19 protein-coding genes are annotated in these 24817 nt (G+C 69.0%); 7 read left to right on the top strand and 12 right to left on the bottom strand.

The window, feature by feature from the left end:
* Positions 1 to 38 precede the first annotated feature (38 nt).
* The 6 genes from KEG57_RS42750 to KEG57_RS42725 all read right to left on the bottom strand — a co-directional run bounded on the left by KEG57_RS42750 (position 39) and on the right by KEG57_RS42725 (position 9366).
* Positions 39 to 1643 (bottom strand): M16 family metallopeptidase, encoded by a 1605-nt coding sequence (locus tag KEG57_RS42750; protein ID WP_272427719.1) that lies wholly within the window; start codon positions 1641 to 1643, stop codon positions 39 to 41.
* Positions 1640 to 3058 (bottom strand): M16 family metallopeptidase, encoded by a 1419-nt coding sequence (locus KEG57_RS42745; RefSeq protein ID WP_272427720.1) that lies wholly within the window; start codon positions 3056 to 3058, stop codon positions 1640 to 1642. The genes KEG57_RS42750 and KEG57_RS42745 overlap by 4 nt, the downstream gene beginning before the upstream one ends.
* A 71-nt stretch (positions 3059 to 3129) precedes the next feature.
* On the bottom strand, positions 3130 to 4299 hold the full coding sequence (locus KEG57_RS42740) for a TFIIB-type zinc ribbon-containing protein (RefSeq protein ID WP_272427721.1): 1170 nt from the start codon (positions 4297 to 4299) through the stop codon (positions 3130 to 3132).
* A 66-nt stretch (positions 4300 to 4365) separates the two neighbouring features.
* Positions 4366 to 5736, bottom strand: a complete 1371-nt coding sequence (locus tag KEG57_RS42735; protein WP_272427722.1) for a cation:proton antiporter — start codon at positions 5734 to 5736, stop codon at positions 4366 to 4368.
* Entirely contained in the window at positions 5733 to 7052 is a 1320-nt protein-coding gene (locus tag KEG57_RS42730; protein ID WP_272427723.1) for a cation:proton antiporter, read from the bottom strand. The genes KEG57_RS42735 and KEG57_RS42730 overlap by 4 nt, the downstream gene beginning before the upstream one ends.
* Before the next feature lie 106 nt (positions 7053 to 7158).
* Positions 7159 to 9366, bottom strand: a complete 2208-nt coding sequence (locus tag KEG57_RS42725; protein WP_272427724.1) for a hypothetical protein — start codon at positions 9364 to 9366, stop codon at positions 7159 to 7161.
* A 77-nt stretch (positions 9367 to 9443) separates the two neighbouring features.
* On the opposite strand from KEG57_RS42725, the gene KEG57_RS42720 reads away from it, so the two are divergent.
* Genes KEG57_RS42720 through KEG57_RS42705 form a run of 4 tightly spaced genes read left to right on the top strand, consistent with a single transcriptional unit; the run spans position 9444 to position 12922 of the window.
* The gene (locus tag KEG57_RS42720; RefSeq protein WP_272427725.1) at positions 9444 to 9683 is read left to right on the top strand and encodes a hypothetical protein; all 240 of its coding nucleotides are present in this window, start codon (positions 9444 to 9446) and stop codon (positions 9681 to 9683) included.
* Positions 9670 to 11007 (top strand): HD domain-containing protein, encoded by a 1338-nt coding sequence (locus tag KEG57_RS42715; protein ID WP_272427726.1) that lies wholly within the window; start codon positions 9670 to 9672, stop codon positions 11005 to 11007. The genes KEG57_RS42720 and KEG57_RS42715 overlap by 14 nt, the downstream gene beginning before the upstream one ends.
* Complete coding sequence (locus KEG57_RS42710; RefSeq protein WP_272427727.1) at positions 11004 to 11663, top strand: hypothetical protein; 660 nt, start codon at positions 11004 to 11006, stop codon at positions 11661 to 11663. Before KEG57_RS42715 ends, KEG57_RS42710 begins: the two co-directional genes overlap by 4 nt.
* A complete protein-coding gene (locus KEG57_RS42705; protein ID WP_272427728.1) occupies positions 11660 to 12922 on the top strand; it encodes a DUF4147 domain-containing protein in 1263 nt (420 codons plus the stop codon). Before KEG57_RS42710 ends, KEG57_RS42705 begins: the two co-directional genes overlap by 4 nt.
* A gap of 11 nt (positions 12923 to 12933) precedes the next feature.
* On the opposite strand, the gene KEG57_RS42700 is transcribed toward KEG57_RS42705, so the two are convergent.
* The 4 genes from KEG57_RS42700 to KEG57_RS42685 form a co-directional block, all read right to left on the bottom strand.
* Positions 12934 to 13887, bottom strand: a complete 954-nt coding sequence (locus tag KEG57_RS42700; protein WP_272427729.1) for a hypothetical protein — start codon at positions 13885 to 13887, stop codon at positions 12934 to 12936.
* A gap of 89 nt (positions 13888 to 13976) precedes the next feature.
* The gene (locus KEG57_RS42695) at positions 13977 to 14564 is read right to left on the bottom strand and encodes an ExbD/TolR family protein (RefSeq protein ID WP_272427730.1); all 588 of its coding nucleotides are present in this window, start codon (positions 14562 to 14564) and stop codon (positions 13977 to 13979) included.
* A 15-nt stretch (positions 14565 to 14579) separates the two neighbouring features.
* Positions 14580 to 15137: a biopolymer transporter ExbD gene (locus KEG57_RS42690; RefSeq protein ID WP_272427731.1), complete on the bottom strand. Its 558-nt coding sequence runs from the start codon at positions 15135 to 15137 to the stop codon at positions 14580 to 14582.
* Between the two features lie 193 nt (positions 15138 to 15330).
* Positions 15331 to 15951 (bottom strand): MotA/TolQ/ExbB proton channel family protein, encoded by a 621-nt coding sequence (locus tag KEG57_RS42685; protein ID WP_272458863.1) that lies wholly within the window; start codon positions 15949 to 15951, stop codon positions 15331 to 15333.
* A gap of 855 nt (positions 15952 to 16806) precedes the next feature.
* Here KEG57_RS42685 and KEG57_RS42680 point away from each other — a divergent pair.
* Genes KEG57_RS42680 through KEG57_RS42670 form a run of 3 tightly spaced genes read left to right on the top strand, consistent with a single transcriptional unit; the run spans position 16807 to position 18669 of the window.
* On the top strand, positions 16807 to 17433 hold the full coding sequence (locus tag KEG57_RS42680) for a MotA/TolQ/ExbB proton channel family protein (RefSeq protein WP_272427733.1): 627 nt from the start codon (positions 16807 to 16809) through the stop codon (positions 17431 to 17433).
* A gap of 10 nt (positions 17434 to 17443) precedes the next feature.
* Positions 17444 to 18007: a biopolymer transporter ExbD gene (locus tag KEG57_RS42675; protein WP_272427734.1), complete on the top strand. Its 564-nt coding sequence runs from the start codon at positions 17444 to 17446 to the stop codon at positions 18005 to 18007.
* On the top strand, positions 18004 to 18669 hold the full coding sequence (locus KEG57_RS42670; RefSeq protein WP_272427735.1) for an ExbD/TolR family protein: 666 nt from the start codon (positions 18004 to 18006) through the stop codon (positions 18667 to 18669). The genes KEG57_RS42675 and KEG57_RS42670 overlap by 4 nt, the downstream gene beginning before the upstream one ends.
* A gap of 67 nt (positions 18670 to 18736) precedes the next feature.
* Here the strand turns inward: KEG57_RS42670 and KEG57_RS42665 are convergent, their stop codons facing one another.
* Entirely contained in the window at positions 18737 to 22063 is a 3327-nt protein-coding gene (locus KEG57_RS42665) for a DEAD/DEAH box helicase (protein WP_272427736.1), read from the bottom strand.
* Between the two features lie 105 nt (positions 22064 to 22168).
* Positions 22169 to 24460 (bottom strand): sodium/proton-translocating pyrophosphatase, encoded by a 2292-nt coding sequence (locus KEG57_RS42660; RefSeq protein WP_272427737.1) that lies wholly within the window; start codon positions 24458 to 24460, stop codon positions 22169 to 22171.
* Positions 24461 to 24817 lie beyond the last annotated feature (357 nt).

Here is a 24817-nt window from a genome sequence, read left to right as displayed (position 1 = left end):
ACGTCGACCGGGCCTTTCCTCTCCCCACCCAGCGCCTTCTACTTGCCCTTCTTCGGTGCCGGCTTGTCCGCGGCCTTCGCGGCCGGTTTGTCCGCGGGCTTCGCCGCCGCATTCGCCGGCTTGCCCTCCGGATCCCAGAGCTCGGGTTCGCCGAGGCTGAGCGTCGCGAGTTGCGGGCCGACCGCATCGCGCGGGCCCACCACGATCACCGTCGCCGACGCCGGATCCACGTGCGTCTTCGCGAGCGCCGTGACCTCCGTGAGCGTCGCGCTCTGCCGCGCGCGGGTCGCCTCGCTGTCGTGCGACGGCGAGAGCCCGAGCCGCGCCAGTGTCGCGAGCCTGCGCGCCGTGCCGCTCACGGTCTCGTAGGTCTGCATGAGGTCGGCGCGATCCTGCGCCTTCGCCTTCTCCAGCTCCTCCGCCGTCGGCCCGGAAGCCGCCATCTTCGTCAGCTCGCTCAGCATCTCCTTCAACGCGACGCCCGTCGCGGGCGTCTCGACCGAGGCGATGGCCCAGAACCCGCCCTTGTTGCGGCTCTCCTGGAACGTCGAGCCCGCGCCGTACGCCCAGTGATGCTCCTCGCGCAGGTTCATGTTGAGCCGCGACGTGAACGAGCCGCCGAGCGCCGTGTTGATGAGCTCGAGCCGCGGCAGCGTGGGATCGTTCGCGGCCACGCCATCGCGCACGACCGCGATGACGGACTGCGGGGCGCCGGGCCGATCGACGAGCACGAGCTTCGGGCGCGCCGAAGCAGCGCGCGGGCCCGGGAAGTCCGCCTGCTTCGGCGCGGCTTTCGCGGGCGGCGCTTTCCAGGCGCCGAGCTGCGCGTCGACGATGTCCGTCACCTCCTTGCGGGAGATGTCGCCGGCCACGACGAGCACCGCGCGATCGGGGCGGAAGCTCTCCGTGTAGAAGCGCTTCACGGTGGGCAGATCGAGCTTCGCCGCCGCTTCGAGCGAGCCATCGGCGGGGTGGCCGTAGGGCGTGTCCGGGCCGAAGAGCACCGCGGCGTTGATCACGCGCGAGACGCTCATCGGCTCGTCGGACCGCTTCTTCAGGTTGTTCTGCCAGAGCTCCGAGACGCGCTTCCACTCCTTCGCGTCGAAGTGCGGCCGCGCGACGACATCGGAGAAGATGCCGAACGCCGCGTTGAAGTTGTTCTTCAGCACCGTGAGCGAAACGACGCTCGCGTCGGCGCTCGTGCCGAGCGCGAGCGTCGCGCCGAGGTCGTTGATGCCGCTCGACACCTCGACGGCGCTGCGCTTGCCGGCGCCCTCGTCGAGCATGTCGGTCGTGATGTGCATCAGGCCGGGCTGGTTCGCCGGATCGGCCGAGGACCCGCCGCGCACGACGAGCACCGCCGACACGAGCGGCAAGCCGTGTTTCTCCACGAGCCAGACCGAGAGGCCGTTCTTGGTCGTGAACGTCTCGACGGCGGGAGGTGTGAACGGACGGCTCGGCGGAAGCTCCGGCTTCGGGCCGAGCAGGTCCACCGCGGATGCCGCTGGCTTCGTCTCGGCGACGGGCGGGGTCGTTTCCTTCGTCGTCGGATCGGCCGGCTGAACCTGCGGCTCGGCGCCGCACGCGGCGAGCGCCGTCACCGCGGCGAGCGAGAGCAAGGCCGACTTCTTGGCAAACCTCACGGGGCACCTCCGGCGCCGTTCGTCTTCTTTTCGGGCTCCACGTGGATGATCACGCGGCCGTTCGGGTCGAGGTGGCTCTTCACGATTCGCTGGAGCGACTCCGGCGTGACGCCGCGGTAGCGCGCGAGATCCTTCTCGGCGAAGCCCGGATCCCCGACGTACGTCTCGTACTGGTTCAGCATGGAAGCGCGCGCGGTGACCGACTGCAGCCGCGAGACGAAGCTCGTCTCGAACTGGTTTTTTGCGCGCGCGATCTCCGCCGCGCTCACGGCCTCGTTCGTGATCTTCTTCATCTCCTCGTCGATCGCGGCTTCGAGCTGGGCGAGGGTCACGCCGGGGCGCGCGATGGCCTCGACGAGGAAGTACGAGCCGAGATCTCCGGACGCTTGGTAGGCCGAGACCTCCTGCGCGATCGCCTTGTCGTAGACGAGCGCCTTGTAGAGCCGGCTCGCCTTGCCGTCGGTGAGGATTACGCTGAGCAGGTCGAGCTCCGCGTCGCCGGGCGCGTACCGCGCGGGGCTGTGCCACGCCATCACGACCTTGCCGAGCTCCACCTTGTCCGTGAGCGTGTCGCGCACGACCTTGTCGAGCTTCACGGGCTTCGCCGGGGGCGCCGCGGGCACGGGCGAGGACGGGATCGAGCCGAACCACTTCTCGATGACCGGCTTGATCTCGGCCGGCGAGAAGTCCCCCGCGACCACGAGCGAGGCGTTGTTCGGAACGTACCAGCGCTTGAAGAAGCCCTTCACGTCGTCCACGGTCGCGGCCTGCAGGTCCTCGTGCGAGCCGATCACCGGGTGGTGGTAGGGATGATCCGCGGGGAAGAGCAGCTCGGGGAGGCGCAACTCGACCTTGCCGTAAGGCTCGTTCTCCGTGCGCTGGCGTCGCTCGTTGCGCACGACCTCGCGCTGGACGTCGAGTTTTTCCTTCGTCATCTCGTCGGCGAGCGAGGAGAAGCGATCGGCCTCGAGCCAGAGCAAGAGCTTCAGCGTGTGCGCAGGGCCGACGTCGAAGTAGTCCGTGCGGTCCTCGCTGGTCCACGCGTTGTTCCAGCCGCCCTCGGACTCCATCCACGTGTCGAACATCTTGGGCGGCGCGCGGCGCGTGCCCATGAACATGAGGTGCTCGAAGAGGTGCGCGAAGCCCGTGCGCTTCGGCTCCTCGAAGCGCGAGCCCACCTTCACCATCGTGTTCACCACGACGAGCGGCAGCGCGTGATCCTCGTGCAGGATCACCGTGAGGCCGTTCGGCAGCGTGTACTTCTCGAACGGGACCTTGATCTCGGCCTTCTGCTCGGCACGAGCAGTCGCGACGAACGAGGGCGAAGCGAGCGGCGCGGCGAACGCGAGCGCAGAGGCGAGGAGCACCGCGGCTCGCGCGCGGCGCTTTCGAAGGGGCGGACGGATCGATCGCATGGCCGGAGAGCGTGCCCCGTCGGCCCGCGATTGCAAGCGGCGAGCGCGGCCAGAGGTGCGGAGAGAAGAACCTAGCGACGGCTTCGCGAGGGGGCCTTCGCGGGCGAGGTCGCCGGCGTGCGCTCGTCCGACGACGAACCGCTCTTCTGGCCCTTCACGACGACGGCGATGCCCACGACGAGGGCGACCAGGAAGAGAACGAAGAAGAAGATCTTCCAGAACGAATACGGCGCCTTGCCGATCACCTCGCCGGTCTGTCCGTTCACGAGGAACTGGTAGGGCTTGTCCTGGTACCGATAGGCCGCGATCCACACGGGCAAGAGCACGTGCTTGAAGGTCACGTACGAGAAGTGGTTGTCGACGTGCAGGTTCCTGTGCTCGTCGCCCGGAACGTCGCTCCCGCAGCGGCTCCGCTGGGTGGAGGCCATGATGGTTTGCCCCGTTTGCCACGCGGGCATGAGATCGATCGCGTAGGACTCGGCGCGCCAGCCGGCGAGGAACTCGGGTCGGTAGGGCGTGAGCTCGCGCGTGTTGAAGGTGCGGAAGTCATCCCCGAGGTTCTCGGGAAGGCCCTTCGAGGCGCACACGATCACGTCGTCGAAGGCGTCGGTGCGACGGCCACGCGCCGGCTCCCAGCGCGTCTTCTGCACCTGCCGCGTCTGACGGTTGCCCTGCTCGTCCGTGTACGTTTCGGTCTCGTAATAATGGTAGCCGGCCTCGGCGGTCCACGAGGAGTCGACGCGCGCGTCGAACGTCCAGTAAGGGACGTACACGCCGGCAAACCCCTCGACCTTGGCCATCTTCTTGAGGTCGTTCGGGCGGAACCAGAGCGAGCCGAGCCACTCTTCGAAGCGATGGTTCGCGTTGTTCTTGTCGACCTTGAAAGGGACGACGGACTCGGGCCGGATCGCCGTGCCCGCGGACTCCTGCGCGAGGACCTGGTGGGAGCGGCAAAACGTGCACGTCGCGGTCTGCTCGCCCGGCGGGACGTTGACCGTCGCGCCGCACTCGCGGCAGCTCACCTGCGCGACCGGCGTGCCGTAGCCACGCGCGGCGAGGCGCATGCCCTCTTCGATCGGGATCTCGCGGACGAGGCCCCCGGTCGCCTGCGGGATGGCCTGCTGAAAGCCGCAATAAGGGCACTTCATGGCCTGCGCGCCGGCGTCGTAGCCGAGCTTCGCGCCGCACTGGCCGCACGGGAACGTGTCGCCCGAAGGCCCCGGATCGAATGCGCTCGTCACCTCTCGTCCTCCGGCGGCGATGTTACAGGGAAGCCCGGCGCAAAGGCCACGCGCGCGAGCTTCGCGTCACGTGGCCTCGACGTCGGCCTCAGGCGTGGGGGCGTGCGAGGGCAGATCGAGGAGGCTTGCTTCACGCTTCTTGCTGATCTCACCCGCGCGCGCGAGGGCGATGCGGAAGAGGACGGGGCCGAGCATCTCGTTGATGACGATCGTGCCGAGGATGAGCGTGGATGCGGCCTGGCCCCACGGCTTGAACGAGTTCGCGACGAGGTTCGCGAGGCCGATCGCGACGCCGGCCTGCGGGAACATGCCGAAGGGGATGCGGGCCGCGACCTCGGGATCGACCTTCGCGACGCGAGCGCCGAAGCGCGCGCCGGCGTAGATGCCCGCCGCGCGGGTGAGCGCCGCCATGGCCGCATAGGGCGCGACCGTGAAGAAGGCGTGCAGGTGTACCTCGGCGCCGACGACCGCGAAGAAGACAGCAAAGGTGGGCATCGCCGCGACCTCGGTCTCGTGGATGACTTCGTGGCCGCTGACGGGGCTGATGTTCTCCAGGAAGAGGCCCGCGGAGAGGCCAACGAGCAGCGGGTCGAGGTGCAGGGCGCCGCCGATCTCGGCGACGACGAAGAGGACGGCGAAAACGAAGAGGCCGATGCGCTGGCCCACACGGCGAATGTAGAGCGCCGAGATGAGGCCGACGGCAATGCCGGTCGCGATGGAGCCGAAGATGTGCACCGCGAGGGCGCCGAAAATCGAGTGCCCGCCCGCGCCGCTTGCCGCAGCCTCGGGCGGGAACACGGCGCGCGCCACGGACTCGGTGAACGAGAAGGCGATGACGACCGCGAGATCCGCGAGCACCACGATCGAGAGGCACATCTCGCTGAGCGGGCCGACCGCGCGCGTCTCCTTGAGGATGCCCATCACGACGGCCGGCGAAAGCGCGCAGAGGACGGTGGCGCAGATGAGCGCGACCGCGAGGCGCTGCGCCGAGGTCATGTCCGCGGTGAAGTCAATGCGCTTGAGGACGAACGCGAAGAGGCCGAAGAGAAGGACGAACTCGGTGAGGAGGCCGAAGATCGAAACGAGGCCGATGCTGCGGATCTTCGGGCGGAGGCGCGCGAAGTTGAGCTCGCATCCGGCGTTCAGTGCGATGAGCCCGACCGCGACCTTCTTCACCAGCGTGAGGTCGCCGAGCATCGACGGCGTGATGAGGCGGAGCACCTCGGGGCCGAAGATCGCGCCGCAAAGGATGAAGCCCGTGAGGTGCGGCAAACGGAGATCGTGGAAGATGTGCCCCGTCTGCATCGCCGCGATCAGCAAAAAGCCAAACGCGAGCGCCGCGCCCGAGCCCGTGATCGTGGCGTCGGCGGGCAAGAAGGAGCGCGCGGCGAAGGAGATGCCGGCGACGAGCGCGAGGACGAGCGCTGCGCGGATCACGCGCTGCCCTCCGGGGTCGTCGTGATGACCGGAGCTTCGTCAACCTGGGGCCTCGGCGCCTCCGGGGCCTGCACGCGGGTGGGCGGGATCGGGGTGAGATCCACGCCGGTGCGCCGGCGCCGCCACTCGAGCATCCGCACCACGACCTCGGTGAGCACGCCGCCGATGATCACGGCGTTGATGGCCCAGCGGACGCGCTCGGGGCCGTAGCCGTGGTACAGCGTCGCCGCGCTGACCATGAGGACGATGGCGCTCGGGCTCTGCGGCGCGAGCGCGAGCGCCAGCATGCGCGCGCTCGGCAGCTCCTTCGGGCCCACGCGCTTCGACCAGATCGCGCCGAGGCGTTTGCCCGCGACGCGCGCGAGGACGAACGCGGTCGCGAGGAGCCAGCCCTGCCACTCGAGCGGCCGCCACGTCGCGCCGACGACGAGAAGGAAGATCAGGTAGATCGGGCGCTCGACGTCGAGGAGCGTCTTCTTCAAACCTTCGAGATCGCGGATCGGGAGGTTCGCGAGCAAGGCGCCCGCGATCGCGCAGACGACGGGGACGCTGAGCGCGAGGTAGCCCGCGACGCCCGCGGAGAGCGCGACCGCGCCGAGCAGGAGCGTGAGCTCCTCGGCCGCGTTGCGCGCGCCGCGCAGGAGGACGTACGTGAGGATGCCGAGCACGCCGCCGAGGCCGAGCGTCAGGAGGAGCCACGCCGACGCCGGCAAGACCCAGCGTGTCGTGTCGTTCTCCGGGCGGAAGAGGATCGCAACGACGCCGAGGAGCGCGAGGCCCGTGACCTCGTCGAGGCTCGTGATCTCGTCGATCATGCGCGCGGCCTTGCGGCCGACGCGGCGCTCCCAGAGCTCCATGCTGATCGGCGCGCTCGGCGCGGCGCAGGCCGCGAGCACGAGGGCGTCACGCGCGAAGGCGTTTCGCTCCCACGGCACACCCATGCCGAGCAGCGCCATGGCGCAGAAGCCCGCGGTCGTGAGCATCGGGACGACGGACTCGAGCACGATGACGGGGCCGAGCGACGCAGGCAGCGCGTCGAGTTTGCGCACGTCGAAGTGCAAGCCCACGATGAACCCGACCCAGCCGAGGCCAAACTCGAACGCGGGCTTGAGGTCGATGAGGACCTGCGGCGTCAAGATGCCCACGCTGTCGAGCGAGAAGACTGCGCCCATCGCAAGGAACGGCACGCCCGCGGAGATGAGGACGGTGACGCCGAAGCGCTGCTCGAGCGCCTTCACCTTCGGCTGCGCGAGGAGCACGGCGAGCCCGAGCGCGCTCGCGAGGCCGATGACGATTCGCAGCCGATCGGGGGGCATGGGCGTTGGAGTATCAGCCAGATCGGCCGTCATGCCTCCCGGAAAGCACGGCTGCGCGCCGCGCCTCACGACCACGCACGCCTTTCCGGGCGTGCGTGATCCTCCGTCAGGAGCGCGTGGTGCGCGGCGCCGGCGTCCGTGATCGACCGCGGCTCGTCGAAGGCGCGCGCGACGGCGCCTCCTGACTCGAAGGCATCGGCGTGACGGAGCGCGCGCGCAGGAGGTTGCCGTCGCACTCGACCTCGACGCCGAGCGCGCGACAGCGTCGTACGAGGCGCTCGAGATCAACGTCGGGCGCGAGGAGCAAACCAGATGGCGGGGACGGATCGATGAAGAGCTCGGAAGCCGGGCGCCGCGTGCGCAAGAGCTCGCGGATCTCCGCGTCCTCGACCCACAAGAAGCCCGCGGCCGGGACGAAGCTCGCGCGGCCGATCACCACGCTCGCCTGGATGAGCATCTGCGAGATGCCCTCGGGGAGCTTCGCGACGGCCTCGATCCGCGCGCGCAGCGCGTCGCTCTCGAGCCCCGCGGAGAGGGCGCGCGCGATCGACGAGGGCGCGAGGAGGAGGTCGACCTTGTCGCCGATACGCGTGATCTCGGCGAACGGGACGAGCGCGAGCACGTGCGCGATCCGCGCCGAGGGGGCGATCTGGAGGATCTGCGTCTCGACGAAATGGCTCGGGGACGGATCGAAGCTCGGCGAGGTGCCCGCGAGCATGGCGCGGCCGCGCGGCGTGAGGCGCAAGGCGGGACCGTCGTCGAGATCGTCGCCGCCGAGGTCGATGATGCCGAGCGCCGGCAAGGACTCGAGCGCGATACGGCGGGTGATCTCGAGGACCTCGGGCGCCTCGTTCGAGGTGCGATCGCCCCAGCGGCGGAGGAGCCGCTCGACGCCGCCGATGCGATCGTCCGCGGCGAGGTAGCCGCGGAGCGAGGCCCACGGCACCCAGCGTCCTTCGCCGAGCTCTTGCAACGCGTCGATGACCATCTCGCGTAGCGCGCCGATCGGGCTCGACTCGCGGCCCTCGGAGGCCGCACGTAACACCTCGCGCTCGGGGCGCGCTTCGTCCCACGCGCCGCCGCGGCGCCACGTGTCGAAGAGGACACGGCCGAGCTCGTGCACGGCGAGTGATCCCGGCGGCGTGGCCGCGGAAGCGGCGGACGGCTCCCACAAACCGATGGCGCGCGAGACCGCAGCCGAGAGCGCGACCATCTCCACGTCGCGGCCGAAGCGCTGGGCGAGACGAACGAGGAGCGAGCGAGGCGTGCCCACGCCAGGACGAACGTCGCTCCCCGGCTCGCGCACGGCGTACGCCAGGCCGAGCGCGAGCATGCCCGGGTCGGGGGCGAAGCGGGCGCGGCGCGGCGCGTGATCTTCTTCGAGGACGAACGATCGGATCTGCGCGCGGCGCGCCTCGCGGGCCTTGCGGCGCTCGGCGCCGACGATGTTCGCGATCTCGGTCGGGATGACGTGGCGGTTCGGGTGGATCGGGATCAGGAAGGCGCGGCGCTCGAGCGCGAAGCCCGCGCCTCGCCGGCTGGCGGTGATGCCCGTGGCGCCGCGCAGGCGCATGGGCTCACGCTCGAGGTCGAGCAGCTCCTGCGTGTCGACCTCACCGCCGACGGCCTCGATCGCTTCGAGCAACCGACGCTCGACCGGCGCGAGCCGCTCGACCTCCGACTGCAAGCGCGCCGTGTCGCAGAGCGTCTCCCATGCGGCTTCGAGCGAGAGCGCGATCGGCGGCGTGGCCGGACGGCCGAGGTAGTGCGCGGCCACGGCGCTGACCGTTTCGAAGGACGCCTGCGAGAGGAGCGCGCGGAGGGCGCGCGGGTCCTCGCTCTCCCAGGACTTGAGCTGCACGAGGAACGCGGTTGGCAGGACGAGCTCGATGCCTTCGTCGATCTTGCGCGCGTACACCACGCCACGCGCGACGAGCGGCTCTAGCCCCGAGGGCAGCGTCGGCACGACGAGCGCGCCGCCGGCCTCGGCGATCCGGTGCAAGAGCTCCCGGCTCGACGCCTGCAGGCGCGACGGATCACGCACGTCGGGGATGCCGACGAGCGCGCGGGCGACCTGCGATGGAGCGTCGATGCGCTTCTGCGTATCGATGCGTATGCCGAGGCGCCGGATGAGCGCCGCGAGCTCGGAGTCGGGGAGCGCGCGGAGGATGTGATCGAGCCGGCGGGGCGATCCGCCTCCGGTCTCGTCGGACGCGGGCTCGGGGTCCAAAGCGCGCGAGGCGCGTTGTCCCTTCGAGGCACCGTGTGCAGGTTCCAGAGCGGCTTCGCCGTGTCGTCCGCCGATGGAGGTCATGACATCACCGACATGGGAGGAGGGTTTTCGGATGCGTCAACTCGCTTCACGTCCAACGAACGACACTACACGACGAAGTGAACACCGACACCCCCCAATCGGCGCATTTCTGCGTGTCTTCGCGCCGTTTTCGTGCGCATCTCGCGCGCCTCGCATGGGCTCCGCTGCTACCACGACTGGATTTCGACATGGGTTTTTCCGGGAATTTTTTGAGCGTGATCGAAGGCGTCAGGGAACTCCCGATGCGCGCAGGAGATGCCGGACAAGTGATGCGGGACTACGATGGATTCCTGGAGGACAAGCGTGATCCTGCGTGACCCGGTGCATGGGCTCGTCGCGTTCGAAAGTGAAGAAGACTCGATCGTGCCGCGACTCCTCGGCGCACGAGAGATGCAGCGGCTTCGGCGTATCCGCCAGCTCGGGCTCACCTCGCTCGCGTACCCGGGCGCGGAGCACACGCGCTTCTCGCACGCGATCGGCGCCGCGCACGTGATGAAACTTCTGCTCGTGCGGCTCAGGCAGATCGATCGAGAGCTGCCGTTCTGGCAACGCGTGACGAGCGAACGCGCGCGCGATGCCATCGCGGCGGCGCTGCTTCACGACGTGGGGCACGGGCCGCTCTCGCATCTGTTCGAGGCTGCGATGCCAGGCGCCGTTGAGCACGAGACATGGACCGCCCGAATCCTGCTCGACCCGGCATGCGAGCTGCACCAGATCCTCGCCGAGGACGACCCGAGCCTGCCGCGACGCGTGGCCGATCTCGTCGCAGGCAAGCACGAGCTGCCCTACCTTGCGCGCGCGGTCAGCGGCACCTTCGACGTCGATCGCTGCGACTACCTCCTGCGCGACGCGCACGCGACAGGCGTGCGCTACGGCGACTACGACCTGCCGTGGCTGCTCCGCAGCCTCCGCTTCAGCGAGCCGAGCGGCCCACCCGGCCACCACGCGCCCTCGCTCGCCATCGACGGGCAGAAGGGCATCGTCGCGATCGAGTCGTTCCTGCTCGCGCGCTACTTCATGTTCCAACAGGTCTACTTTCACAAAGCGACGCGCGCGGCCGAGTGGATGATCGGCGCGATCCTTCGTCGTGCCCTCGCGCTCGTCGTGGATGGCACGCGCCTGCCCGTCCTGCCACCCGCGATCGCCGCCGTCGCCGCCGGGGACGTACCCACGCTCGAGCAGTACCTCGACCTCGACGACCAGGTCCTGCTCGGCGCCATCCACGCGTGGGAGGACGCGAAGGACCCGACGCTGAGTGATCTCTGCCGGAGGCTCCGCGCGCGCTCGCTCTTCAAGACGATCGAGCTATCGCCCGAGGCGCAAGGGGAGGACGAGGGATCCACGAGCCACGCGTTCGGCGCGCTCGACGAGGAGGCGCGAACGAAGGCGCTCGCCGCCGCGCGCGCGATCGCCGCGGAGCAGGGGCTCGATCCGGACCTCTACGTGGGCCTCGACGTCGCGACGGACACGCCGTATGCCGAGGACGACTCGCTGCACGTGGTCTTCCCGAAGGGCAGGCCCCGTCCCCCGTCGGAGGTTTCGTTCTTGCTCGATCGTCTGCGCAACGAGACGCTCACCCGCTGCCGGCTGATCTTCGCCCCGGAGCTGCGCGACGCGATGCGGGAGGCGTTCGTCCGTTGAGCCGCGCGCGCGTCTCTTGGGCGCGCGGCGCGGGCCTCGCCGTGCTGCTCGCGCTCGCAAGCTCGGCCGCGGCCGCGCGCGCCGAGGACGACGGGCCCGACGGCGTGTACGGGCGCCTCGACGGCGACCTCGACATGCGCATCGGGGCCGGCGCCGCGTTCGCCCGCGGAGGCCCCGCGCTCGCCGCGCACGCGTCCCTCCTGTACCTCTCGTCCGCGGGCCTGTACGTGCACTACACGGACGCCCTCGGCACGGACGGCCCGGCGGTCACGCGATCGATCGCGGCCGGCGTGGTGCTCGAGCCGCTCTTCCTCGGCCGCTTCGCGACGAACCTGGAGCGTGGTCCTGCGCGCCTCGACCTCGTCCTCGACTCGTTCGCCCTCGGCATGGGCGCCTTCTGGGAAGCACCGCGTGGAGGCACGTTTGGCGCCGAGCCGGGGTTCGAGTTCTCCATGGGGATCGGCATCCCATTTTTCGCCACGGCCACGGGGCCGATTCTCGGTGTGCGGGGCGCGCTCCGCATCCGGCCGAGCGCGTTCACCGACGCGGGTCCTTTCCGCCTGATCGACCAGGGCGCGCTGCTCTCGGTCACGCTCGCCTGGCGCCACATCGTCCCCGTTCACCTCGTGGACGCGGCCGATCGGCTCGTGCGATGAGCGCCGCCGAGGAGGCCCTGCGGCGCGTCCTCGCCGAGGTCTTCCTCGAAAGCCTTTCCGCGCTCGACCCCGCGCGCCTCGTCGCCGAGGCCTTGCCCCCGCGACCTCCCGAGGGCGCGCGCGTCCGGCTCTTCGCCGCGGGCAAAGCGGCCGCCGCGATGGCACAAGGCGCCCTTTCCCGCTGGGGCGATTCCATCGAGGGCACGCTCGTCGTGACCGTCGACGGCGCGCCCACCGACTTTCGCGGACTCGATCTCCGAAGCGCGCCCGTCGTCCTCCGCGCGGCGCACCCTGTCCCCGACGAACGCAGCGTCGCAGCCGCCCATGCGGCCCTCGCGCAAGTCGATGGCCTCGGCCCCAAGGATTTCGTCCTCGCGTTGATCTCGGGCGGCAGCTCCGCGCTCCTCGTGTTGCCTCCGCCCGGACTCGAGCTCGAGGACGAACGCCGCGTCGTCCGCGCGCTCCTCGAAGGCGGCGCGCCCATCCACGACGTGAACCTCGTCCGCCGCCACCTCTCGCGCATCAAGGGCGGACGCCTCGCTGCCGCGGCAGCGCCCGCGCTCGTGCAGACGCTCGCCCTCTCCGACGTCGTCGGCGGCGCACTCCACGACATCGGCTCCGGCCCCACGGTCCCGGATCCCACGACCGCGGCCGAAGCTCGCGCCGCGCTCGCCCGATACGCGCCGGCAGAGCTCGCCGCGCGCCTCGCCCCTTACCTCGACGACACAACGGAACAACCCTTTCCCACGCGCACCGAGGCTCACCTGCTCGCCGGCCCCGAGGACTTCGCCCGCGTGGCCGCCGCACACCTTTCCGCTGGGGGTTTTTCCGTCCGGATCGACCCACCCGAAGGCGGCGACGCGCGTGATGTGGTGGAAAAACGCCTCGCGCAGGCCGCGGCCCTCGCCCCGGGGAGCGCGATCGTCGTCGCCTGCGAGCCGACGCTCGCCTTACCGCCCGTGCGTGGACGTGGCGGACGCGCGGGCTGGGTCGCGCTGGCTGCCCTGAAAAAACTCCCGCCGGGCGTCGCGCTCCTCTGCGGTGCCTCGGACGGCACCGACGGAAGCTCCTCCGCCGCGGGCGCGGTCGTGAGCTCCGGCGCGGCGGGTGACTTCGATGCAACACGAATCGACGCAGCCCTCGCCGGCTACGACGACGCTCCGATCCACCGTGCCCTCGGCACGGCGATCGACACGGGCCCGACGGGGCAGAACCTCACGGATCTGCACATCCTGGCGCGGGTTTTTCCGGAAAACTGAGGCGGCGCGTCTTACGGCGTGGGAGGGACGACACCCGCCTGGGCATCACCCATCGCGTCGCGAACGGTGTTCGCGAGCGCGCAGCTCAAGGCCTGACGCTTCTGGGCGTTCACGACGCGCTCATCGAGCTGCGCGCCGGCCATCTTGAGCTCCACCTCGGGCGAGCGGCGGATGCGGAGGACGAGCTTGTTGTCCGAAAGCCGCCAGATGCCGACGCGCGACGCATGGGGCACGGCGCGCAAGGCCTCGGACTTCGACATGCCCGCGGGGACCTGGAAGTTCGGCGGCGTCTCGTCGAGGACGACGGCGAAGTACTGCGCGCGGGTGAGCAGATCGACCGCGATCGGAATGTCGTCGCGGACCGCGTCCTCGAAAAAGCTCGTGAGCGCGCGCAGCTTCAGCTCACCCGATGCTTCCTGCGCCTCCCGCACCCAGTCCTCGGAGAGGATACGCATCGCTCGGTACGCGACGCGCAGGTTGTAGGGTTGCGCGGGCGGCGCGCAGCGATCGAGCTCGTTGCAGATCTCGCCGAAGGCGCAATCTCGGGTGAGCTTGCACTCCTTGTCGGAGAGCTGGTTCTTGTTTTCCGCCGTGAACAGGCAGGCGGTGAAACCATCCCGCAACGAATCGTTCGCGGCTTTGCGGATGGCATCCGCGCTCGTGGCCTGGTCGGCGTCGAGGCGGAGGTAGATGCCGGGTTTGTCGCGGAAGTTCCAGGCCTTGAGGATCTCCGTCTCGACGACGTCCGGGGCCGGGTCTTTCGCGAGGTCGACCGTCCAGCGCTCGATCCGGTCACGCAAGGGGAACCAGCGGGGACCGAGCTCGGCGACGACGGCGCGTTGTTTGGCGAGGACGCCGCTTCGTTCGCTCTCGAGGCGGCCTTGGGACCACTTCCACTGGATGATGACCGTAACGGCCATCACGAGGCCGATCCAGGCCCAGACCTTGGGGGCGGGCCAACGCATACGGCCTGCCCCGCGGTCCTGCTTGGACTGGATCAGCGAGGGCAGGCCGCGGGGTCGTTCATCCGCGCTGGGCGGCATGGGGGTAGCTTTCAGCCGCTCTTGGGGAGCTTGGCGACCATGAAGCTGACGTTCGGATAACCGGCGAACGCAGCGGTCTGGAAGACGCTCTTCACGACGATCGCGGGCACGTTCTGATCGACCTGGAGGATGCAGACGCCGGGGAACGGCTTGTTCGGCTGCACCTGCTTCCAGAGCTCGCGCTTGTTCTTCAGGAGGTTGAAGAGCTCGTCGATCTTCTGCATACGGCCGAGCTCCTCGATCGCGCGCGTCGAGCCGGCGAGCGTGCCGTCGACGAGGATCTGGTTGCCGTTCACGGCGACCATCGGCGCGTCGATGATGTCCTCGACGTTTTCGGCCTTCGGCAGCTTGACGTTCTTGTCGACCGTGATCTCACCGGACGCCGAGAAGGACATCAGGAGGAAGATGACGGTGGTGATCAAGAAGTCGATGAAGCTGACCAGGTTCAGCGCGGCGTTGCCGCTCCGCCTGCCGTGTCCCGCTACCTTGTTCCACACGAACTTCAGCGGGATGTGGTGCATCAACCGCCGGCCAGGCTGGTGGATGACGTGGGCGTGCGGGTTGTGATGTTTCGCCGGAGGTTTGGCGTGGCCACCCATCTCAGGTCTCCTTGCTCAGCGGACGGAGAACGTCATGTTGAAGGCCGGGAGATCCTTCTCCCCAGCCTCAAGCTTCACCTTGCGCTTCGTCGCGTAGAGCGCGTCGAGCACCGCGACGATCTCCTTGAAAGGAGTGCGGTTGTCGGTGTGCATGATCGCCTGATCGAGCTTCTTGTCGCTCGGATCGCGATGGCTGCCGTTGGTGTTCCACTCGGCCTCGATCTTCTTCGCGAGGTCCGAATACCGGATCACGGCGCTGTCACTCGGCGGCGGCTTGGGGACACGCACCTCGCTCACGACGGTCGCGCCCTGCTTCCACACGAGCGCGAAATCGCTCTCGCCGATGTGCAGATTCAGCACCTTCTCGGGCGTCTGCGGCGTGAGTTCCTTGTCGGGGTTCGGCGGCCCAGGCACCTGCGCGTCCGCGTTCATGCGCGAGTTCGTGACCCACACAGCCGTGATCAAGAGGAACGCGATCGTGCACATCAACAGGTCGATGAACGGGACCATGTTGATTTCCGCGTTCGTCGCCTTCTTTTTGCCGCCCTCGCTGCCTACGTCTACGCCACCCATGGGCTGCCTCCTGCGATGCTCGCTCTCGCGAGCGTACTGCGATGGGGACGCATGACGCGCCCCCTACACGCTACCGTTGCCCGCCCTCGTGGGCAGGGCATTGCCCTTTGTACGACAACGGATCTGGGTGAAAGTTTCTCCCGAGATCACGGCGGGGGCGGCGCGGGCGCAGGCGCCGCCCCGGAGGTGGATTTCAGGCAGCCGCCTGGCCCACGGCCGCGACGTTCACCTTCTGGCGGTTCGTCACGACGAGGTTCAGCACCATGACCGACGCCTCGTTGATGTCGTCCTCGAGGTGCTGCGTCTTGCCGTTGAGAATGGCGAAGCCGATGAGGGCGATGATCGCGACGGCGAGGCCGAACGCCGTGCAGTTCATGGCCTCCGAGATGCCTGCCGCGAGAACGCGCGCCTTCTGGCTCGGATCGATCGACTCACCGGAGACGGAGCCGAATGCCATGATGAGACCCGTCACGGTGCCGAGGAGGCCCGAGAGCATCGCGAGGTTCGCGAGGAGGCCGAGGTACGCGGTGTTCTTGCTGAGGCGCGGAAGCTCGCGGAGCGCGGCCTCGTCCATCGCAGCCTGAACTTCCTCGTCCGGACGGTTCACCTTCACGAGGCCAGCCTGCACGATGCGGGCGAGCGGCGCGTTGGCGGCGGAGCACATCTTGACGGCCTTGGCCACGTCACCCGCGAGGATGCACTTCTGCATCGTGGCGAGGAAGACGTCCTTGTTGATCGACGCGCCGAACAGATAGATGGAGCGCTCCACGATGATGCCGATCGTGAGGATCGACCAGAACAAGATGGGCCACATGCCCCATCCACCTTCTTTGAAGTGCTCGTACGCTGCGTGCATTTGTCAGGTCCTCCAGCTTGCCTCGCGTCCGCTCGGGCCGAGGTGTCGCACTCTACATGAAAGCCATTCCGGATCGAATGCGGCAGTTACTGCGACGGTCTTCGTGCGATCGCGCTGGCCGTCGCGGCCTCGCGCCCCGCGCCCCGCTCGTTGCTCTCCGCGTTGAATTCCGCTTCGTTGCATCGCTGGGGAGGGTGCGACTTCGGCCAAGGCATCCAAGCGAACCAGGACGCTAGCCGAGCCGCGCGCCCCAACGCAAGTAGGGTGTTTGGCTTCGTTCCGTCTCGGGTCTCTTCGTAAGCGGTGATCCCGGATGGATCTCGAGATCCCGTGTTCGCGCACGGTCTCGCGTGATCCGGGGCCAGTCTACCCGCCCGCATCCGAACGGGGCAAATGGCCGGTATCCAAGGATCGTCGTCTCCGTCGACCCAGCGCGAATCGGCCCACGTTGAAGCTTCATCGCCCAGGCGACCGGCATCTTCGCGATTCAGACCCTCTCTCGTCAAGCAACATTTGGTCGAGATCGCGCGAGCTACACGGGAAACACCGCACGTTCGCCACGAACTTGGAAGGATCCAGCCTCATCGGACAAAGCCCAAGCAGCCCACGTCTCGCTTCGGCGGGGGCTCCGCTCACACGCGCCGTCTGTCGCTTGCCTGGGAGATCGAGCGACGGCTATAGTCGCGCCCCAACGCGACTTTTGCGCATGGGGCATAACCACGGCTCGTGGCGCTCTGGTGACTAGGTAGGGAGAAAGGGACTGCGAGGATGCGTCACCTGTTCATGTTGGCGTCCGAAGGAGGAGAGGTCGGGATGTGGGGGGCCATCAAGGAGAACCCCACCTTCCTCGTGATGAACCTCGTCGTCTCGGCGATCGTGGTGACGGTCATCATCGAGCGCGCCTACTTCCAGCTCGATCGCTACCGCGTGAACTCCAAGGAGTTCTTCGCCCAGATCAAGAAGCTCGTGGTCGCAGGCAACATCGACCGCGCCATCAAGCTCTGCGACGCCGGCGATTACCCGATCCTGCAGCTCGTCAAGGCCGGCCTCACGCAGGCAAGCAAAGGCGCCGACGAGATCGACGCCGCCCTCAGCGAGAAGCTCTCCGAGCTCAAGCCCGCCGTCGAGAAGCGCGTCGCGCTCCTCTGGTCCCTCGCGAACATCGCCACGCTGATCGGCCTCATCGGCACCGTCAGCGGTCTCATCAAGACCTTCGCCTCGATCTCGGCCCCCGGCCTCTCCGCCGCCGTCAAGCAGCAGATGCTCTCGAACGGCATCGCGGAGGCCATGTACAACACGGCGTTCGGCCTCGGCATCGCCGTGCTCTGCATGATCGCGCACGTCCTGCTCCACACGCGGTCGAAGAACATCCAGCACGATCTGGAGTCGACCACCGAGCGCGTGTTCAACCTGCTGACGATCGCCAAGCCGAACTTCTAGAGCGTCGCCCATGGCCGAGACCCACGACGCTCCGCTCAGCGCCTCGCAGAAATCGCGCATCCGGCGGCTTTCCCAGCCGAAAGATCCGGAGCCGGGCGAGGAGGCGGGTGAGCTCAACATCGTGCCCTTCCTCGACATCATCACGAACGTGATGATGTTCGTGCTCGCCAGCGTCTCGGTCACCTTCATCGCCTCGATCGACACGACCCCGCCCGCGATCGGCGGCAAAGGTCGGAGCGACGTGGCGACGAAGGCGCTGAACCTCTCGGCGTTCATCACGACGCAGGGCATCTCGCTCAAGACCTCGAGCGGCAACGTCGCCCCGGGCTGCCAGGGCATCGGCGCCGGCATCACGATCCCGATGCGCGAGGGCGGCGTGCACGACTTCTCCGCCGTCACGAGCTGCGCGAAGCGGCTCAAGAACGCGGCCCCCGAGTTCAAGGAGGAGACCCAGGTGACCATCACCGCGAACCCGGGCGTCGAGTACGGGACGATCATCGACACGATGGACGCGCTCCGGAAGGACGGCGAAGAAGAGCTCTTCTCGGACGTGCACTTCGGGGTGGCGCGATGAACATCGACGAGACCTTCGAGCCCGAAGCCGGGCAAGACAGCGGCCCGAACGCGCCCCGTCCCGCCCCGCGCCCGCGTCCCGTGCAGGCCCAGAAGGGCAGCATCGTCAAGTACAAGGCAGCCCTTCGAAAGGCGAAGCGCAAGAACGCGCGCGAGCCCGAGATCGACTTCCTCAACATCACGGCGATGCTCGACCTGATGACCATCATCCTGGTCTTCTTGCTGAAGAGCCTCGCCTCGTCGGCCGGCGCGATCCCGCAGTCCGACGACCTGCGCCTGCCGCAATCCGTGATGGTCGGCGAGCCGAGCGACGAGGGCGTGCTCGTGGTCGTCTCGAAGACGCAGATCCTGGTCGGCGAAGAGTCCACCCCCGTCGTGACGCTGCCGAGCCGCGAGCAGCTCGCGCAGTCGGGCATCGAAGCCAAGCACAAGCGCAGCGGCCCGAACGACCTCTACATCGTGCCGCTGGCGAACTCGCTGCAGCACGCGCGCGAGATCGACAAGGCCGTCCGCGCGGCGAAGGGCCTCGACCCGTCCACGTCCGAGGCGCGCATCGTCGCCGACAAGACCACGCCCTACCGGCTGCTCATCGAGGTGCTCTACACCCTCGGCCAGAGCGAGTTCGGCAAGTACCACCTCATGATCCTGAGCGGGAAGAAGTAAGGCCCGCGGCCGCAAGACGCGGCGCGGGCCCCTTCCCTGCCCCCGGCCCTCCCCCCGAGGGCCGCGTTCAATCCACCGCGAACAGCTCTTCCACGTCGGCCTTCGTGAGCTTCTTCGCGCCGCCCTGATCCTCGCTGAGGACCGAGGCCACGAGCTCGCGCTTCTTCGCCTTGAGCTGCAGGATCTTCTCCTCGATCGTCCCCTCCGCGACGAGGCGGTACGCCGTCACGACGCGGGTTTGTCCGATGCGGTGCGCGCGATCCGTCGCCTGCTGCTCCACGGCCGGGTTCCACCACGGATCGAAGTGGATGACCGTGTCCGCCGCCGTCAGGTTGAGGCCCGTTCCGCCGGCCTTCAGGCTGATCAGGAAGACCGGCACCGTCGGATCGTTCTGGAAGCGCTCCACGCGCTCCGCGCGGTCCTTCGTCGCGCCGTCGAGGTACTCGTAGGCCACGCCGTCCTCCTTCATCGCCCGCTCGATGATCTTCAGCATCATCACGAACTGGCTGAAGACGAGCACCTTGTGGCCGCCCTCGACCGCGTTCGCGATGAGCTCGCGCAGCGCCACGAGCTTGCCCGAGTCCTCGTCCGAGAACTCGCGCGGCAGGCCGAGGAGCCGCGGATCGCAGGCCGCCTGGCGCAGCCGCGTGAGGCCCGCGAGGATCTGGAGCTGGCTCTTGGCGATGCCGACACGCTCCACCTCGCCGAGCACCTGGGCCCGCACCTCGCGCGCCACCTGCATGTAGATCGACCGCTGATCGCCCGTGAGATCGCAGATCTGATCGGTCTCGATCTTCTCGGGCAGGTCCTTGGCGACCTCCTGCTTCGTGCGGCGCAGGATGAAGGGGTGGATGATCGAACGCAGGCGCTGCGCGGCCTTGTAGTCGCCGGCCTCGATCGGGCGCGCCAGGCGCGCCTCGAACTTGTCGAGCGAGCCGAGCAGGCCCGGCGAGACGAAGTCGAAGATCGACCAGATCTCGGAGAGGCGGTTCTCGATCGGCGTGCCCGTGAGCGCGAGCCTGCGGCGCGCCTTGAGGCGCTTCGCGGCGGCCGCGGTCGCGGACAGCGGGTTCTTGATGTGCTGCGCCTCGTCGAGGATCGCGTAGGTGAGGTCGAGCTTCGCGAGGAACTCCTCGTCGCGGCGGAGCAGCGCGTAGCTCGTGATGATGACCTCGGCCTCCTGGACCTCCTCGATCTGGTCCTTGCGATCCGCGCCGTGCCAGAGCGCCACCTTGAGCGTCGGCGCGAACCGGACGAGCTCGCGCTCCCAGTTCGTCACGACGCTCGTCGGGGCCACGATCAGCGCTTTGACGTGCTTCTCCTCCTGCTTGACGCTGAGGAGCAGGGCGATCGTCTGCACCGTCTTGCCGAGGCCCATGTCGTCCGCGAGCACGCCGCCGGAGCCGATGTCGTGGATGAACTTGAGCCACGAGAGGCCGGCCTCCTGGTAGGGGCGCAGCGTCGCCTTGAGCGCGCGGGGCTTCTTCGTGCTCTCGATCTCCTCGATGCTGGAGAGCTTGTGGAAGAGCTCGCGCGCGCCCTGGCCCACGCTCGATCCGCTCACCTGCGAGAGCAGCTCCTGGATACGGCCCGCGTGCGCGAGCGGGAGCTTTCCGGTGCGACCGGCCGCCGTCATGAGCTCGATCTCGCGGTCGAGCATGGCGCGGATCGTGTCCGGATCGAGCGGCGCGAACGAGCCGTCCTCGAGGCGCACGTAGCGCTTGCCCTCGGTGAGACAGCGTCGGAGCTCGTCGCGATCGACGGCCACGCCCTCGCTCTCGAACGTGAGCTTGACGTTGAGCCAGTCCATGCCGCTCGTGACCTTCGCGAAGACGCCGAGCGGCTTGTGCCGCACCTGCGTGTCGACGAGATCCTCGGGGACGAAGAGGTCCCAGTCCTCGGGCAGCTCCGCGAGGCCATCGCTCCAGAAGCGGATGGCCGCGTCGCCATTCGCCACGAACTCCTGGCCCGTCTCGTCGGGCTTGAGGCCGAGGCCGAGCAAGCGCGCCGCCGCCTCCTGCTGCGCCGCGATGTCGACACGCACGCACCGCGCGCGCTTCATGCCCTCCTCGGGCGGCTGCACAAGCACGGGCGGCGAGATGCCGTCGGCGCGGACCTGCACTTCCTCCTCGCCATACGCGGCGTAGAGCTGCACGTGCGCCTCGACGAGCGAACCGCCGGCGCGCATGCGGAACGTCGGCGGCAGATCCACGACGTCGGCGATCTGCGCGAGGTCCGGCAGCTCCGCGCCGACCTCGAGCGCGACCTTCGGCAAGCCCTGCATGATCAGGCGCACGAGGTCACGCATCGGCTCGCCGATCGTGGGCGAGCGCAGGAGCCTGCGCATCGCGGCGGGCGAGACGCGTTTGTCGAGGCGCCGCGCGATGCCCTCCTGCGTGTCGACGTGCCAGCCGGGCCAACCCTCGAACCAGCCGCCCTGGAGCAGTGAGAAGCGGCGCCTGTCGGTCGGGCGCTCGAAGCTCGCCTTCACGATGATCGTGTCACCGCCGACGGTCTCGAGGTCGAAGCGCGGGCGCAAAGGCTCCTCGGCGAAACGGAGCTGCATGAGTGCGGGCTCGAGCAGCACACGCTGGCCTTCGAGCAAGGGCAGAAGCTCGGCCACGTCCTCGCCACGCACGTCGACCGCGGGGTGTCGCGGGTTGCCGCTTTCGAAGCGGGCGAGGAGGCGCAGGGCGTCGCGATCGGGCGTCGGGTAGAGCGCCTGCCAGGCGAGCGCCGTCGAGGGCAGGATCGGCACGCGCGCGTCGGCGTCGAGCACCGTGACCGTGAGCGCGCCCTGGCGGACGTGCAGGCGGAACTCCACGCGCCGCGAGCCGCCGAGCCCCTCGGGCGGCAGCCACGCGCCGATGCCGGTTTGTTTCGCCGTCGCGTCTTGCTGCGGCGCTGTGATCACGGACGAGCCGGGCGGTCCCATCGCGGCCATCGAGGTCCTCTCGCTTGCGCCCATGTGCCCCATCGGGGCGCCCGGGCCGGGGCTACCGAGCGGCGGCTGCGTGCCGCGCGGACGATCGCGCCTTCGCACGCGCTTCAAAGCATCGCCGCCGGCGTGCGCCGTCTGCGGCATCATCGGGGCGGGCGGGCCCGGCCTCGGCTGCGCGCCGCGGGCTTGATCCCGCAGCGTGATGAGAAGGGCGGCGACGTGCTTGCAGTGCTGGCCCCCCTTCGAGAACGTCGGGCACGAGCAGTACGACTTGATGCCGTCCGGCGTGAGCTCGACCTTTACCGGGTACGGCTCGGAGTCGCTCGCGCGGACGACGCCGCTCGAGCTCATCTCCTGGACGTCGATGTCCTCGACGACGCGCCTTCGGAAGTATTCGAGTCCGCGTAGGAACGTGCGAGCGCCGAGCAAACGGCGCAGCCCGCGGTCGCTCAAGGTGGAGAGTGCGTCGGTGATCGGAGGCGGCACGTTTGAATGGGGGGTTTGTCCCGCGGCGAGCGGGCGCGTCGATCGGGTGGTTTTCGCGCCTTCTGGCGCGGACTAGACGAAGAACGGCAAAAAGACGAGCGTGACCACGGGAAGCATTTTCACGAGCACGTGGATCGCGGGCCCGGCGGCGTCCTTCAGCGGATCGCCGACCGTGTCACCGCAGGCCGCCGCGAGGTACGTCGGGTTGTCGACCCGCGCGCCGGTCTCGTCGACGAGGTACCGCCCGCCGTGCGCCCCGGTCACGATGTACTTCTTCGCATTGTCCCAAGCGCCCCCCGCATTGCCGAGCAGGAGCGCGCCAAGGACGCCTGCGATCGTCGCGGCCAGGATCAAGGCAGCGACCGCGTCGGCAACGGCTAGAGGATTATCTTCCGTTCCGGCGAAGCGCAAGCCCAGTCCCACCGCGATCGGTACCGAGGCGGCGACCAGGGCCGGCGTGATCGCATGGCCGAGCGCAGCGCGGCTGCCGAGCTCCACGCAAGCGTCCAGGTCGGGCGCCACAAGCCCACCCCGCGTGGCAGGCGCCGCGGACTGGCTCGACCGCGACGCCCGCGGATGCGGCGGGGTCCATGCCGTGCTCGTCCCGAGCGACGAGGGCGCGTTGATCTGCCGGCGCGCCTCATCGAGCACACGCCTGGCCGCGCGTGACACGCCACCGATACACCGCGAGGCAAACCATACGACCAGGACGATGCCGACGGCCGCGCCGAGGTACACCTCCGGCCGGCCCACCGCGAGCGAATTCGCGGCCGCCGCAGCCGGTTTGCCCGCAGGCAGCCGTCGCTTGGCCTCCTCCAGCCAAACCGACACGAGCATGGAGGTCGCGAGGAGCGCCGCCGCGCCCGCGTGCGCCCTGGCAAACGCCTTCGCCGTGTTGCCAACGGCGTCGAGGACCACGGTCCGCCCGCGAACATCCGGGCGCTCGCGACCGATCGTCATCTCCACGATCCCGCCCGCGCTGTCGATGATCGGCGCGAACCCGGCCATGGCGAGCGCGTAAGCAGCCGTGCCGAGCAGCCCCATCGTGGCCACCGCGATCCCGAGCGCGCCGCCGCCTTCAAGGCCGGTGCGCGCGCCAAGCACGTGCGCCGACGCCACGGCCGCGCCGAGGATCACGAGCGGAGCGAGCGCGCCCTCGAGGCCCACCGAAGCCCCGCGGAGGAGCGCAAGCGGCGGGCCGACGCGCGCGGCCTCGGCGATCTCACGGACGGGACGGTAGCGGCTCTCCGTGTAGTACTGCGCCACGAAGAGGAGGAGGATCCCAGCAGCCATGCCCACGGCGGCCGCGCCGAAGAGCGGCAGCCAGTGCTTGCCGAGCAGCCACTTCGCCGCGCCCGCCGTGCCCGCCGCGCCGAGCAGCGCCGTCACGAACAAGCCCCGAGCGAGCGCATTCATCGGATCCTCGCGGTCATCCGTGCGCACGACCATCACGCCGAACATCGCGGCGAGCACGCCGAAAGCGCGCGTGACCACGGGAAACAGCATGATCGAGAGCACACTCGGGATGCCCTCGTTCCCGCGGAAGACAGCAGCCCCAATCAGCATCGCGCCGAGGTTCTCCGCCACGGTCGAAGCAAACGCGGACGCAGCCTTGCCCGCGCCCTCCCCCGCGCAGTCGCCCGCAAGATCCGCGATCGTGGCCGGGTTGCGAGCATCGTCCTCAGGCAAGCCGAGCTCTTTGCCAGCAAGGTCGGCGCCCATGTCCGCGCTCTTCGCAAAGGCGCCGCCGCCGAGCTCGGCGATGAGCGCAGCAAACGCGCCGCCGAGCGCATAACCAGCGATGACGAGCGGGATCGAGGGAGCAAGCTTCAGCGCAGCGCCAGGTTCAGCCGAGAAGCCGCCCTTCGTCGCAAAGACCGCAGCGAAGAGGCCGACAAGCCCAACAAGCCCGAGCGAGACAGAAAACAGCCCCGAGACAGCGCCGCCGCGGATGGCGATCTGCAGCGCATGATCGAGCGAGCGCCGAGCACCACTCGCCGCACGCACGTTCGCGCGCGCGGCAGTCCAAGAAGCAACCTGCGCAGCCGCAACAGCCGAGCCGACGCCGAGAGCGAACGAAAGCGTGAGCCAAGCCCCGAGCTCGAGCGGCGGGAACGCCTGGGCCTCAGGCTTCTGCCGAGCAAGGCCATAAGCGAGGAAGATGCCGCCCCCAGGCACAGCCGAGACAGCGAGGATGGTGCCGCGCAGCCGCTTCGTGAAGAACACCGCAGCCGCGCGGATACGAGCAGCCACGCGCGGCATGTCCCCCTCCCCCGTAGGGCAACCAAGCACCCAGCGCGCGAGGTAGCCCGCGAACCCGATGCCGAGCAGGCTGATGCCGAGGATGAGCGCGAGCTCAGTCATGAGGAGGTCATCGCGGCCGTTCGCCCGTGGATTCGTCAACACGAACCCCGTCCCGCTGGGAAGGCGGGCCGCGGGAGGTCCACTACCGCGATGCGCGTGTCAGGGCAAGCCCGTGGTGGGGGCGTGGCGCCGGGGTTTCACCCCGGACCCCGACCAGGGGTTGTCCACCCCTGGACCCGGACCAGCGCAAGCGCTGGACCCGGGGCGACAGCGCGCGATGCGCGCTGTCGACAGGGAAGACGTTCCCAGCACATACGGCAGCGCTGCTGTCTCAGCTGGCAAGGTCGTCGCGGGTCTTGCCACGGCCTGTTCGATGAACTGCGCATCGCGCAGTTCATCGACCCCGAGTCCAGCGCT

This window comes from Polyangium jinanense, from assembly GCF_028435365.1.
This window is presented reverse-complemented; position numbering and strand designations above follow the sequence as displayed.

Coding starts and splice junctions, on each gene's coding strand:
- KEG57_RS42745 (WP_272427720.1), bottom strand. CDS start 3,058: ATGCGATCGATCCGTCCGCCCCTTCGAAAGCGCCGCGCGCGAGCCGCG.
- KEG57_RS42730 (WP_272427723.1), bottom strand. CDS start 7,052: ATGCCCCCCGATCGGCTGCGAATCGTCATCGGCCTCGCGAGCGCGCTC.
- KEG57_RS42725 (WP_272427724.1), bottom strand. CDS start 9,366: ATGACCTCCATCGGCGGACGACACGGCGAAGCCGCTCTGGAACCTGCA.
- KEG57_RS42705 (WP_272427728.1), top strand. CDS start 11,660: ATGAGCGCCGCCGAGGAGGCCCTGCGGCGCGTCCTCGCCGAGGTCTTC.
- KEG57_RS42700 (WP_272427729.1), bottom strand. CDS start 13,887: ATGCGTTGGCCCGCCCCCAAGGTCTGGGCCTGGATCGGCCTCGTGATG.
- KEG57_RS42695 (WP_272427730.1), bottom strand. CDS start 14,564: ATGGGTGGCCACGCCAAACCTCCGGCGAAACATCACAACCCGCACGCC.
- KEG57_RS42690 (WP_272427731.1), bottom strand. CDS start 15,137: ATGGGTGGCGTAGACGTAGGCAGCGAGGGCGGCAAAAAGAAGGCGACG.
- KEG57_RS42685 (WP_272458863.1), bottom strand. CDS start 15,951: ATGTGGCCCATCTTGTTCTGGTCGATCCTCACGATCGGCATCATCGTG.
- KEG57_RS42680 (WP_272427733.1), top strand. CDS start 16,807: ATGTGGGGGGCCATCAAGGAGAACCCCACCTTCCTCGTGATGAACCTC.
- KEG57_RS42675 (WP_272427734.1), top strand. CDS start 17,444: ATGGCCGAGACCCACGACGCTCCGCTCAGCGCCTCGCAGAAATCGCGC.
- KEG57_RS42670 (WP_272427735.1), top strand. CDS start 18,004: ATGAACATCGACGAGACCTTCGAGCCCGAAGCCGGGCAAGACAGCGGC.
- KEG57_RS42660 (WP_272427737.1), bottom strand. CDS start 24,460: ATGACTGAGCTCGCGCTCATCCTCGGCATCAGCCTGCTCGGCATCGGG.